The organism is Asticcacaulis sp. (genome assembly GCF_035497195.1).
Lineage (GTDB): Bacteria > Pseudomonadota > Alphaproteobacteria > Caulobacterales > Caulobacteraceae > Asticcacaulis.
In genome coordinates this window covers 184947-198659 of the sequence record NZ_DATJDZ010000017.1, presented here as the reverse complement: position 1 = coordinate 198659, position 13713 = coordinate 184947, and the positions used below count along the sequence as shown (strand labels likewise).

Genomic DNA, 13713 nt, shown 5'->3' with positions numbered 1-13713 from the left:
GCGCGAAGAAAGCATTTCATGAAACCGCCCTGATCTTTTTATCTTAAGCAAACATAATACATCAGGCCCGTCTTCGCGTATCGAAAAACGGGCCTGATTTTAATTAGAACTTCCGTGTCAGCGTTGCGGTCCAGGTCTGGCCGGCGCCATAAGTACAGCCGACGTAACCAGAGCAGCGGGCGACATATTTGACGTCGGTGATGTTGCTGCCGTTGAGGGCGATGCGCCAGGCCGGGGTGTCATAGTGAACCGCCGCGTCGAACAGGGTCGATTGCTGCCCCCAATAGCCGGCGCCATTGGAACCGAGGCTCTTGGAGGTGTAACGCACGCCCAGACCGAAACCGAGACCGCCGAGGTTGCCGGATTTCAGCGTATAGTCGGCAAACAGGGAGGCCTTATCCTTCGGCGTAGTCATGAGCGGACCGCCGACTTGAAGTGGATCGTTGCTGGCCAGGACTTCGCTATCCGTATAGGTGTAGGAGCCGTTGATCGAGAACTGCTCGTTGATACGCGCCACGAACTCGGTCTCGAAGCCCTTGACTTCGACTTCGCCGACCTGGGTGCTGGCGAATGCCGGCGAATACACCGTCGAAACGACATTGGTCTGCTTGATGTCGTAAATCGCGGCGGTGGCAAAGAGCCTGACGCCGTTATCCAGCGTGCGGCCGTCATACTTTATGCCCAGTTCGGACTGTTCGCCCTCGCTGGGTATGAAAGCAATACCGGTGGCTGTATCGGTCCCAATTACCGGCTCGAACGAGGTCGAATAGCTGGCATAGGGGGCAAAGCCGGAATCGAAGACATAGTTGGCGCCCACGCGATAGGTGAATTTGCCATCCTTGGTCTTGCTGCCGGTAGCGAGCTGCGTGGTTTCGTCGGTGTCATATCGGCCGCCCAGCGTCACAAAAAGCTTCTGGAGACCGATCTGATCCTGCACATAAAGACCCGTTTGCTCCAGGCGCTGGTTATTGAAGATGTAGGGATAGGTGTAGGCCGGCAGGGGCGTGGCATTATATACCGGATTATAAAGATCGATCGGCGAGAAACCGAGGAAGTTATAGGCCGCGAAATTTTTGACGTTACGATAATCGATCCCGGCAAGAACCTTGTGCGTTACGCTGCCCGATGTGAAGGTGCCGTCCAGACGGTTGTCGACAGCAAAGCTTTCCACATTTTCCATATAAGGATAGAGGCTGCGATCGACAGTGCGATTATCGGCTTCAAGCCAGGTTCCGTAGACCACGACGCTGTTTTCGCGGTACTTGCTGTATTTGGCGTTTGATTCAAACGACAGGTTGTCGGAGAACTTGTGGGTGTAGTCATAGCCGACGGCCCACTGGTTGCGTTTGTAGGTATTGTAATCGGGTTCGCCGAGATTGGTGGATTCGCTCACCCCGCCGTTCGGGTTGGGCAGCAGGGTGCCGAGAACCGGCAGGAAGCCGTTGGTGTCGCCGTCAACCTCGTCATCCTGCAAATAGGCCAGGCCGGTCAGGGTGTCGGCGTCGGTGATCTTCCAGGTCACGGTCGGCGCGATCAGGCTGCGCTTGGCCGAGACGCCATCACGTTCGGCGCCGCGATCAAGATAAAGACCGGTCAGGCGGGCGGATACAGACGAACTGAGCGCCCCGGTCACCGTGCCGGCGAGTGATCTGTAGTCATAATTGCCGAGCTTGGCCTGGATTTCACCGCCAAAGTTGCGGCTGGCGCGACGGCTGGTCTCGTTATAGAGGCCGCCCGGAGGGGAGTTGCCGTAAAGCGTGGCGGCTGGTCCCTTGATGATGCTGGCTGAGTCGAAGGCGTAGAGATCAACGCCGGTTGAGAAGATCGTCGAAGTGACCGGCGCGGCCAGGCCATCAATATACTGTTTGGGCGTGAACCCGCGCAGGGTGATGAAATCATAGCGCAGGTCAGGACCGTAGTTTTCGCCAAAAGCGCCGGACGTATAGCGCACGGCCTGTTGCAGATCGGTAAAGCCCAGCAGATCGATCTGGTCGCGGCTGATAACGGACACCGACTGCGGCGTTTTGATCAGGGGAATGTCCGTCTTGTTGGCCGACATGGCGCCGGCGGGTACGAAGCGCTTAGACTTGATGATGACGAGGGTCGTGCCGTCGACCGTTTCCTTGGTCGTCTTCAGGCCGTCATTATCGTCCTGCGCCACGGCGGCGCCGCTGATACAGGCGGTTGCGACTGTCGCCAGAAGCAAGGTCCGGGTGATGGTTTTCTTTATGAAAGTCCGTTGGGTCAGCATTTCAACTCCGCTCCTTATTGAATTGCTCATGATAAGAAAATGTCTTGTTAACGTGATGAAAGTGTAACGCTCTTTTTTGAAGGCCCGATGTTTAGCTCAGGACAGTTTATCTTGCGATCAGGCCGCGTAAAGTGGATGCCGGATCGCGTGTTGCCAAAGTGCTTCAGTTTTGCTCGAAACAGGCAAAAAACGGGAGGAAATGCGAAAATATTTTGTGCAACGCAATATTTTTTGAATGCGTTGTCATTTATCGCACGATATTCTTTTTCATAAGGCGTCTGCGCGTCCACCACAAACTGATGCCTATTCCGATCATGGTCATCAGCCACAGGCCAATGAGCAACTGCACAATACGACCTGTAACGCCGCCGATTTGCCCGGTATGCAGCGGATAGATGGTGTCGAGCATGAAGCGGGCCGGAGCATGAGCTTGGCGGGCGTCGTAATTACTCAGTGTGCGGCCATCCTGCGCGCTGATGTAGATCGTGGTCAGGCCCCAGATGCGCGGCATCTCGCCTTTTACCCGCAGGCGTACCTTGTACCACGGCGTATCCGAATCAGGCATCGAGAAGCCGGAGAGGGTGGCGCCCGGATATTGCGCAAGCGCCGTGGTCAGCGCGGCGGAAGGTTTGATCCAGGTTTCCGAGGCAGACGCGGACGCGGCGGGCGCGGGGATCGCCGCCTTGAAAAGCCCCTCAAGACCATCGTCAAAAGCCAACAGGACGCCGGCGGAAATGGTGATAAACGCCGGCACGGCCATCCATAAACCGAGCATCCGGTGCCAGCCATAAAGAAGGGGAACGGCAGCCTTGCCCTTGGGCCGGCGCAAGGCCTTTATCCATTGACCGGCGCGTGGCCAGGCGAGTTTGAGGCCCAGGGCGATGTTCGTCAGGAGGAGAATGCCGCTGAGGCCCAGGAAGGCGCGGCCGGTATCACCCAGCATCAGGGCCATGTGAAGCTCGCTCAGGCGGTCAAAGATATTGCCGTCGGAGAGGGTGTCGTTGCGGCGGTCGCGCAAGGAGTCGCCCTGGCCATCGACGCGCAGGGTGCGGTCCGCATCGGCATGGCTGTAGAAAATATCGAAGCGGTTGGCACTGTCATTGGCCGACCAGACGGACGAAATATGCGTGTCGGGTTGTGCCGCCAGGCTGTCGAGGCGCGCCCCTAGCCGTTCGGCCTGAAAGGCGGCGCGGCTGCCAGCGACACCGGCGTCATCCAGTTCCCAGCGGAAGACGATCAGACAGCCCGTGGCCGCCTGAAACACCCAGAGCGCGGCGAAAACGAGGCTGATATAGCGGTGGATTGTCTTGATCTGCATGTCGGAATACCCCCCGGTTTATTCGGCGTCTGGCCGATATGCGTTACGATAACCGTAGAAGGCGTAGATCAGTACGCCCGCCAGCAGATACAGGCCGAGGAAAATGGCCGGCAGAACATCGCCGCGACCGGCCTGTGAGATAATATCCATGCCGACCGGGATAACCATGCCGAGGCAGAGCACAATGGCCAGCAAGGGCACATAGCCGATCCACACCTTGCCGATGGTGAAGCCACCAAACGGCACGCGGAAGGGCCGGTGCAGATCGGGCCGATTATTGCGCAGCCAGATCAGGCTGAAAGCGACGATCGAAAAGGCCAGCGCCGTGCCGAAACTCACCATGTCGCCCAGCACGGAGATGGGCAGGAAGGCCGCGATAATGGCCGAGATGACGCATACGGTGATCGTGCCCCAGACCGGCGTCCTGAAGCGGGGATTTACCTTCGAGAACAGCGGCGGTATCAGGCCGTCACGGCCCATAGCGTAGCAGATGCGCGAATGGCCGTAGCCGTTTACCAGCAGGACGGAGGCGAGGCCGGTCAGGGCGCCGATCTTGATAATCAGCGAAAAAGCCGGCAGGCCGATACGATCGACCGCGACGGCGATCGGGTCGGCGACGCCGAGTTCCTTATAGGGCACGAGGCCGGTCAGGACCGCGGCCACCGCTATATAAAGCGCCGTGCAGACGAAGAGGGCGCCCAAAATGCCGATCGGCATGTTCTTTTGCGGATTTTTCGTCTCGCAGGCGGCGGTCGATACCGTTTCAAAGCCCAAATAAGCAAAAAACAGGATGGAGGCGCCCCGGACAACGCCTTGCCAGCCAAAGGCGAAACCGCCCTCATTTGCCGGGATGAACGGGGTCCAGTTGGCCGGGTTCACCGCGCCGGTGCCGACGGCGACAAAGGCGACAAGCACGGATACCTTTATGAAGACAAGCACGGTGGTGACGAGCGTGGACTTGGAAACCCCCAGGCACAGGATAACGGCGCTGATAAGCAGCGCCACCGCCGCGATCAAATTGACACCGCCGCTCAGCGAAAAGCTGGTCCGGCCATCCACGACGGTGGACACGACCGAAGGTGTGGACAACCAGGCGGGCACATGGACGCCGAAATCAGTGAGAAAACTGACCAGGTAGCTGGAAAAACCGACAGCGAGGGCGGAGCCGGCGAGGCCATATTCCAGCATCAGCAACCAACTCAGCCCCCAGGCCACAACCTGGCCGAGGGTGGCATAGGCGTAGGTGTAGGAGGAGCCGGATACCGGAATCGTCGAGGCGAGTTCGGCGTAGCACAGGGCCGTAAAGCCGCAGGCGGTCGCGGCCAGCAGGAACGACAGCATGACCGCCGGTCCGGCGAAATGGGCGGCGGCGGTGCCGGTCATGACGTAGACCCCCGCGCCGACAATGCAGCCGATCCCCAGAAGCATCAGTTGGAACCCGCCGAGCGTCCGGTGCAGGGGGTGTTCTTCCGCTTGTAGGGCTTCAATCGATTTTCGGGCGAACAGTCTGGCAGGCATGGTTGGCTCCGGTGCTGGAATTCAATGTAATGGCAGCAGGACTCTCGAATGTGCAGTATGCGGATTATTTTTATGCGTCGTGTGTGTCTGGCGCGCTACAGCGAATGGAGCGTAAATCATCTATAACGGGCCACATGATAACGCGCAGCACGCATGGGGAAGACTATCAGAAGGTCAACCGCCCGATAGGGGTGTTGATTGATGAATATGCGCCGGACTATGTTGATCCGCCGCACAGCCATGAGCGCGCCCAGTTGCTTTATGCCACGGCGGGGGTGATGTCGGTTATAACCGATGAGGTCAGTTTCACCATCCCCCCGCAACGCGGCGTCTGGATGCCGGCCGGCGTCCGCCATGAGGCGCATTGCCGGGGCAACGTGTCGCTGCGGACGCTGTATGTTGAGCCGGATGTCGATATCCGGATGCCGAAGCGCTGCCAGAGCCTGAAAATATCGCCCCTGCTGCGCGAACTCATCATTGAGGCGGGCAACCTGCCTATCGAATACAGCCTGAATGGCCGCGAAGCGCGCATCATGGATCTGATTCTCGATGAGATCGCCGAGGCGGTCGAACATCCGGCGTCGGCCCTCAATATACCCATGCCGAAAGATCCGCGCCTTACCCGCATCTGCCGGAAGATCATGGATGATCCGGCGACGGAAGACGATCTGGATCATTGGGCGGAGGTGGCATGTATGGGGCGCCGCACCTTCACGCGTGCCTTCCGCCGGGAAACGGGCATTACGTTTTCGGAATGGCGGCAACAGGTGCGGCTGGCGGAGGCGGTGTCGATGCTGGCGTCGGGCAAATCGGTGACGACCGTGGCCTATGAGGTGGGGTATAACAGCCCCAGCGCCTTCGGCACCATGTTCCAGCGGGCTTTCGGTACGCCGCCCAGCCAGTATTTCAATCAACTGACTAAGCCGGAAACGTCCTGAGAGGCTGTTTGCAAATGCGTGATGCTGGCCTGCAACGGGCTACTTTCTGCGCTTCCGGTGCTCACGTACTTAAGTACGCTGCGCGCCGGTTCTCGAAATCAGCCCGTTTCGGCTCAGCCTGACGCATTTTCAAAACAACCTCTGAGATCAGCGGTCGGGGTTCTGCTGCCGCATGATGGCCGCCAGGTCCGTCGCGCCCTCGCGGTCGAGCGCCGTCAGGATTTCCCCATACTCCTGGGCGCCTTCGTCCTGGCCCAGCTTGAACGCGGCCTGCACGTCGATAATGCGGGCATGGAAACCGACCACGCCGCGCGCCAGCCTGGCCGCCCGTTCGCCCATGTCGTCCAGTGACCAGGCGGCGTCACGGCCCGCCTCCATCGTGTCGATGAGATCACGCAGGAGCGCCTCTATGCCGGCGGCGTCTTCGATCAGACGGATATCACAGTCAAACGCGAGGCTGGCATAGTTCCAGGTGGGAGCCTGGGTCCGGTCCGTCAGCCAGGAGGGCGAGATATAGCCCTGCGGCCCGGTGAGCAGCAACAGGGCGCGGGGATTGGCGCGCAGGCGTTCAATCTGCGGGTTGTTGCGCCCAAAGTGGCCGATCAGGCCCGTCAGCTTGCCGTCTGCGATGTGGGGCCGGATGGGTAGCTGTGTCGCGCCGAATCCATCGGCGGCGGAAACAATCCAGGCGAAGGGAAACCGTGTGACGATATCGATGATATCGGCGTCGGATTTCGGGGCGTACTTGGCGGGTTTGGGGTCCATGATGATGTTCTAACGTGAAGACGGGCAAGACGCAGCCGGAATTTAGGCCCAACCGTCCTGTTTTTGGGCCAACCGGCATCACCGCGCCGAATCTTTGCCGGCGTGCGCAAGGTTGTGGCCGGCGGCTGCGTATAGGTTGCGCAAACCAAATATTTCAAGTGGTCATCCCGCTTCTGTTCAGGCCACATGCCGCGCAATAGCTCACTCATTTACCTGATCGCGGTCACCTCGTTGCTGGCCGTAATGGCGCTTATGGCCGTATTGTTCGGCTATATCAGCGTCGATTCCTGGTACTACATGCTGCTGGCCCAGGCGCTGCGTCATGGCCAGGGATGCAGCCTGCATGGCGAATACAGCGCCGTCTATCCGTGCGGCTATCCGGCGATCCTGGCCCTGACTACGCCAATCGCTACCCCCGGCGTGATGATGATCAGCAGCAAGGTTATCAACCTGATTCTGCTGGCGGCCAGTTTCTGGTTTGTGCTGAAAGCTTCACGTCACGTCTTCATGGCGGCGCTGGTCGTGCTCAATCCGGTGACCTTGATCATCGGCATGTACACCTGGTCCGAAAACCTTCTGCTGTTCTGCTTTTGCGGGGTGGTTTTCGCCCTCTCGCTGATCCACGCCGACAATCGAAAATGGTTGCCCTATGTCTTGTTGACGGGTTTCCTGATCCTCGGCTGTTCGGCGCGTTATGTCTTCGGACCGTTCGCCTTTCTGATGTTTATGTGCACCTGGCCGGCATTTGGTAAGCAAACGGCTCTGCGCGTCTTTCCGTGTTTCTGTATCGCCGGCGTGGCCTTCGTCGCCTGGCAGGTCTTCAATCATGAACTCACCGGCTTTGCGACCGGTATGCCCCGTGTAACCGCACCGGAAGCGCCTCAGTTGCTGGTGCGGCAATTTTTGATCGCGCTTGGTATCAATGGACTGGGTGTATTGATCGCGGCCATCCTGCTGATCGGCGTATCCTTCCGCCAGCTTTCCCGTGTGAGAGGCGGAGAGGGCGCGCGACCGGCGGCGCTGTTCATCACCCTGGCCGGCCTCAGCTTTCTGGCGCTGGCCTTTGCCCTGCGGCTGCGCACCCAGTTCGATCCCTACAATACGCGCACCATCGGCTATGGCATTGTGCTGACCATTGCCGGATTGGTCGGCTTATTCGTGCATATCCGCAAACAGGAAGGCATGGCCCGCCCGGTGACCTTGTGGCCGGTTGTCGCCATGTGCGCCGCTGCCGTCTTTTCGCTGGCCTATGCCGATAATGGCGCGCTGGTTCAGTCGATCATGGATTCCTTCGATGAGTTCCAGTTTCCGGCGACCTCCCTGGCGTACCTGAAAAGCGCCGGACCACCCGCCGATGCCGTGGTGTACTTCCAGTTGCCTGTACCGGGGCTGGATTCGGCCAATGTCGATAATATCGGTGAAATCTATTACGGACGGGACGTTACCTTGCTGACGCCAGCCCAGGGGGAGGACGGTTTGCCCGAAACGCCTGCCGCCCTGCTGGGCCAGGTGCGTGGTCTGGCGAACAAACGCTGCTATTTCGATTTCACACCTTTCGCCACCGCAGCGGATTTCCAGACCTACCTTGCGGGCGTCACCCTGATTGATCGCCGGCTGGTGAATGGATCGTGGCAAAACGTCGAACGCCCGAACCTCGAACCACATATGCAGGTCTGGCTCGCCCGTATATTCCAGCCAGGACGGCTGGTGCCCTGCCGCGATATCCTGACCCATGCCGGATAAACTGATGCCCACGCAAAAACCCATTTTCTATGATCCCACCGGGCGCCGCAAGAAGGCGTCTCTTTTCGGCGTGATCAGCCTGATTATTGCTGCCGTGGTGTTGTTTGTTGGACTTGTGGCGTCGATCCTGATGGTGCCCGTGCCGGAAGGGCTTGATCTGCATCTCGAATATCCCAAGCCCCATGCTTCCAAGATGGTGCTGAACCACGCCGCGCCACGTCACCGGCCGCTCAGTGTGCGCGGTGGGGCCGCCAGGGGGCAGCAGACGCTCGCCGGCTTCTATATAACCGGCGACGACGCCTCACTGGTGTCGCTGCAAAAGCATGTCAACACGCTTGATATGGTCATTCCTGGCCTGGCCTATGTCGGCGGGGCGGATAACAAATTCGTCTATCTGGCTGATGATCAGTTCACCTACACCCTGCAAAACGCCCAGCACAGGCCGTCCGTGCTGATCATGGTGCAGAATATTACCGGCGGCCAATGGCAGGGCGCCAATACCGCACGCCTGCTGGCCAATCCTGCGGCGCGCCTGAAACTGATCGGCCAGATGCTCGACATGGTGGACAGGGAAAAAGCGCAGGGCGTGGTGCTGGATTTTGAAACCCTGCCGGACCCGGCCTTACGCAACTATCTGAACTTTGTCAGGCAGGCTCGCGCCGCCTTTGCGACCAAGGGCTACCTGCTGAACTTGACCGCCCCGGTCGATAATCCTGTCTGGAACCTCAAAGCCTTCGCCAGCGTGGCCGACAAGTTGTTCCTGATGATCTACGACCAGCATTCCATGGTCGATCCGGCCGGCGCCATCGCCGCCCAGGGCTGGTTCAACGAACGTCTTAATCAGGCGCTGAAAAGCGTGCCGCAGGACAAGGCGATCGTCTGCATCGGTAACTATGGCTATGACTGGTATAAACAACCGAATGGCCAGTTGAAGGCCGATCCGACGACCGTGGCCGAGGCCTGGCGCATCGCCCGTGAATCCGATGCGCCGATCCAGTTCGATCCGGCGTCGGGCAATGCCTATTTCTTCTATGACGAGGAAGGGCTGCATCACGAGGTCTGGCTGCTGGACGGCGTCAGTGCCTGGAATCAGCTTCTGACGATCGCCGATTCCAATGTGTCAGGCGTCGGCCTGTGGCGGCTCGGCTCGGAGGACCCGGCCATCTGGCGGGCTTTCGCTGCCTATCAGACCAATGCTGTGCCTGACCTCAACAAGCTGACCGCGCTCGGCGATAATCAGGTCTATGGCAATGGCGAGGTGGTCCATATCGAGGATACGCCCCAGACCGGCCGCCGTGTCGTGACCTATGACAAGGCACGGGTGGCGCAGAATGAGACCTACCAGACCCTGCCGACGCCTTTCGTTGTCCGGCGCGCCGGCTATAAACCCGGCAAGTTGGCCCTGACTTTTGATGATGGGCCGGACGGGCGCTGGACGCCGCAAATCCTGAAAATTCTCGAACAGGAAAAGGTGCCGGCCACCTTCTTCGTCATCGGCGAAAAGGCGATTGCCCATCCGGCCCTGCTGCGCCAGATGGTGCGCGATGGCGACGATATCGGCAACCATTCCTACACGCACCCGGACATGTCGAAAATTCCGGACTGGCAGATCAGGTTCGAGTTGAATTCAACCCAGCGCGTCGTCGAGGCCTATACCGGCCGGTCGATGCGCCTGCTGCGCGCCCCCTATTTCGGCGACGCCGAACCGACGACCAATGACGAACTGGTGCCGGCCCTGGTGGCGCAGAAATTGGGCTATACCGATATTGGCCTGCATGTCGATTCCGAGGACTGGACAAGGCCCGGCGTCGACAAGATTATCCAGAACACGATGGACGGCGTGCATGACGGCGCCGCCAGCGAGCAATCCGCCACCTGCAAGACATCACCTGATGATTGCCGTTCCGGCCAGATCATCCTGATGCACGATTCCGGTGGCGAACGCAGCCAGACCCTCAAGGCCCTGCCAATTATCATCCAGAAGCTGAAGGCGGAAGGTTACCAGTTTGTCCCGGTCGGCGATCTGGTCGGCCTGTCGCACGATCAGGTCATGCCGCAACTGAGCGGCCAGGATCTGCTGGAAGTGCGCTTCGATATCGGCATCTTCATGTTCATGGCGTGGATGGCGGCGGCGCTGAAATGGCTGTTTGTCATCGCCATTGTGCTGGGGATTGGCCGCGCGCTGTTGTTGTCAGGTTTCGCCATCTATGCCGAGTTCAGCAACCATATGGAACCGCCGGGCGATGACAAGCCGGAAGAGGCCGGGCCCGTCGTCGCCTTCGTCAATGCCAGTTTCGTCAGCGTACTGATCCCGGCCTATAATGAGGCACGCGTCATCGAAAACTCGGTGCGGCGCGTCCTGGCCAGTGTCGGCGTGGCGATGGAGGTCATCGTCATCGACGATGGCTCAAAGGACGATACCAGCGCCATCGTCGCCGGGGCTTTCGCCAATGAGTCACGGGTGCGTCTGATTACCCAGGCCAATGCCGGCAAGGCCAGCGCGGTCAATAATGGCATCGCCGCCTCCAAGGGCGACATCATCATCGCGCTCGACGCCGATACGCAGTTCGAGCCGGAAACCATTGCCCGTCTGGTGCGCTGGTTCATGCGGCCGGAAATCGGCGCCGTGGCCGGCAACGCCAAGGTCGGCAACCGCTTCAACTGGGTGACGAAGTGGCAGGCGGTCGAATACGTCACCTCGCAGAATCTCGAACGCAGCGCCCTGGCCATGTTCGGCGCCATGATGGTGGTGCCGGGTGCGGTCGGGGCGTGGCGGCGCACGGCCCTGGCAGACGTCGGCAATTATCCGCACAATACGCTCGCCGAAGACCAGGACCTGACCATCGCCATCCAGCGCAAGGGTTGGAAGGTGGCCTATGACCAGGATGCCGTGGCCTGGACCGAGGCGCCGGAAAGCTTCGGCGCACTGATGAAACAGCGCTTCCGCTGGGCCTTCGGCACCCTGCAATGCCTGTGGAAGCACCGCGGCATTTACCGTACAGGCAAGCCGAAGGGGCTGGCCTGGATCGGCCTGCCGCAAGCCTGGCTGTTCCAGATCGTGTTCTCAGTCGTGTCGCCGCTGATCGATTTCGCCCTGATCGTCAATATCGTCGCCACCATCGTGCAGGTGTCGCAACACGGCTGGGCGCAGACCAGCGGTGACCTCGGCCGTATGGTCATCTACTGGCTGACCTTTCTGGCCATTGACGCCCTCTGTGGCGGCATCGCCTACTGGCTGGAGCCGCGCGAGAAACGCTATCCCGTGTTCTGGCTTCTGTCGCAGCGCTTTGTCTATCGCCAGATCATGTACTATGTCGTGCTGAAGGCGCTGATGTCGGCTGGCCGCGGCCTCAATGTCGGCTGGGGCAAGCTGGAACGCAGCGGGCGGCTGGATGCGACTACTTCCCGCCGCGTTTGATCCAGACGTCGACCTGCTGCGACAGGATATCGAGCGGCACGGGGCCGTTCTTCAGTATCTCGTCGTGGAAGTCGCGCAGGTCGAATTTGGGGCCGAGCGCGGCTTCCGCCCTGGCGCGCAGTTGCCGGATGCGGATTTCGCCGATCTTGTAACCGAGCGCCTGACCCGGCCAGCCGATATAGCGGTCGACCTCGTTCTGGATCGAGCGATCGCTCAGGCCGGTATTGTCACGCAGACAGGAGACGGCCTGGTCGCGGCTCCAGCCCATGACGTGCATCCCCGTATCGATCACCAGACGGCAGGCGCGCCACATCTCCAGCGACAGGCGGCCGAAATCTTCGTAAGGCGTGCGGTACATGCCCATCTCGACGCCGAGATGTTCGCTGTAAAGCGCCCACCCCTCGACAAAGGCGTTGATGTCGTCGCGCCGGCGGAACTTTGGCAGGGCGTCGTTTTCCTGCGCCAAAGCGATCTGGAGATGGTGGCCGGGCACGCCTTCGTGCATGGCCCAGGCGGTCAGGCCTGACGTTGGGCTTTGGTCGAGATGGTCGGTATTGATGATCACCGTGCCGGGCACGCCCTGGGTCAGGCTGCCGGGATTATAGCCGGAGGATGAGCTTTTGAGCTGCGGATCGACCTCGTGAACCGTCACCGGCAGGCGCGGCAGGTTGTGGAAATAGAGCGGCAGCAGGCCCTGGACGCGGATCAGCACGGCGCTGACTTTCTCGTAATAGTCTTCCGGGCTTTCGGCGATGAACCGCGGATCGGTGCGGATAAAGGTCTGGAATTCGGCGAACGTCCCCTTGAAGCCGCTGGCCTTGATATCGGCGTCCATTTCGCCACGGATGCGTTTGACTTCGCTGAGGCCCAGTTCATGAATGGCCTGAGGCGTCATGTCGGTTGAGGCATGGCGGTGGATCAGGTACTGGTAATAGGCCTTACCATCGGGCAGGTCGCCAATGGCGATGCTCTCCGGCGCCTTTGGCACGTAATCAGTCTTGAAAAAGATGACGAGCGCGTCTTCCGCCGGCCGGACCTGGGTGGCGATGACCTGTGTGCCTTCGGTGACGAGTTGGGCGCGTGTGGCGGCGGGAATGCTGTCCGGCAGGTTCTTGAGCGGGTTGAGCAGGCTATGATCGGCCACTGGCTGGGCGGCGTGTTTTTCCATCACCGCCAGCGCCTTGGTCGCAACCAGTTTTGGTCGCATAAAGCCGGTCTGGATGCCGCGCTGCATGTTTTCCGTCTCGGTAGCGTAAAAGGCGGGCAGGGCCTTCAGCTTGGCGATCCAGGCGCGGGCTTCCGGTTCGGTGCGCAGGATGACGCCGGCGGCCGCGTAGTCCGGCGTGGTGTAGAAACCGTCGCCGGTATTGAAGGGCAGGCGGGCTTCATCGAAATGAAGGCCGTCGAGTTCCAGTTCCAGCCGGTCCTTGATCAGGGCCTGGTTGAGCGCCTGCTCCGGGCAGAGACTGGCGGGCGTAATGGCTTTCAGTCGGGACATCAGGCTGTTCAGCGCCTTGCCATAGGCGGACAAGGCCGCGGTGCTGTCATCAGGCCATTGCGAAAGCGCTGCGATATTGCCATTGCTGCTTTCACGCAAAGGATCGCGCGATGCCGACAGGGCTTCGAAATCGGCGACGAGGCTGGTCATGGCCTTGTCCGATGGATTGGCGCAGGTTGCGGCCGGTGCCGGTGTGGTGGCTTGGGCTATGCCGCCGGTCAGCAGGAGTGCCGCCAGGGTAAGGGTGGCGCTGTAACGGATCAT

Annotated in this window: 8 protein-coding genes; 3 read left to right on the top strand and 5 right to left on the bottom strand. The window is 60.2% G+C overall.

All coding sequences use genetic code 11. The features are described from left to right. Window positions 1-103 precede the first annotated feature (103 nt). The 3 genes from VL130_RS09720 to VL130_RS09710 form a co-directional block, all read right to left on the bottom strand. Entirely contained in the window at window positions 104-2251 is a 2148-nt protein-coding gene (locus VL130_RS09720) for a TonB-dependent siderophore receptor (protein ID WP_325362671.1), read from the bottom strand. Between the two features lie 247 nt (window positions 2252-2498). Further along, complete coding sequence (locus VL130_RS09715) at window positions 2499-3569, bottom strand: PepSY-associated TM helix domain-containing protein (RefSeq protein ID WP_325362670.1); 1071 nt, start codon at window positions 3567-3569, stop codon at window positions 2499-2501. An 18-nt stretch (window positions 3570-3587) separates the two neighbouring features. Beyond that, entirely contained in the window at window positions 3588-5087 is a 1500-nt protein-coding gene (locus tag VL130_RS09710) for an amino acid permease (RefSeq protein ID WP_325362669.1), read from the bottom strand. A 134-nt stretch (window positions 5088-5221) separates the two neighbouring features. On the opposite strand from VL130_RS09710, the gene VL130_RS09705 reads away from it, so the two are divergent. After that, on the top strand, window positions 5222-6025 hold the full coding sequence (locus tag VL130_RS09705) for a helix-turn-helix transcriptional regulator (RefSeq protein WP_325362668.1): 804 nt from the start codon (window positions 5222-5224) through the stop codon (window positions 6023-6025). A 147-nt stretch (window positions 6026-6172) separates the two neighbouring features. Here the strand turns inward: VL130_RS09705 and VL130_RS09700 are convergent, their stop codons facing one another. Further along, window positions 6173-6790: an FMN-binding negative transcriptional regulator gene (locus VL130_RS09700; RefSeq protein ID WP_325362667.1), complete on the bottom strand. Its 618-nt coding sequence runs from the start codon at window positions 6788-6790 to the stop codon at window positions 6173-6175. Window positions 6791-6976: 186 nt separating this feature from the next. Here VL130_RS09700 and VL130_RS09695 point away from each other — a divergent pair, with 186 nt between their 5' ends. After that, window positions 6977-8533, top strand: coding sequence for a hypothetical protein (locus VL130_RS09695; protein ID WP_325362666.1), 1557 nt, complete (start codon window positions 6977-6979; stop codon window positions 8531-8533). A 4-nt stretch (window positions 8534-8537) separates the two neighbouring features. Beyond that, window positions 8538-11951 (top strand): glycosyltransferase, encoded by a 3414-nt coding sequence (locus tag VL130_RS09690; protein WP_325362665.1) that lies wholly within the window; start codon window positions 8538-8540, stop codon window positions 11949-11951. Here VL130_RS09690 and VL130_RS09685 read toward each other — a convergent pair. After that, complete coding sequence (locus tag VL130_RS09685) at window positions 11932-13713, bottom strand: DUF885 domain-containing protein (protein WP_325362664.1); 1782 nt, start codon at window positions 13711-13713, stop codon at window positions 11932-11934. The two genes, VL130_RS09690 and VL130_RS09685, sit on opposite strands and share 20 nt — an antisense overlap.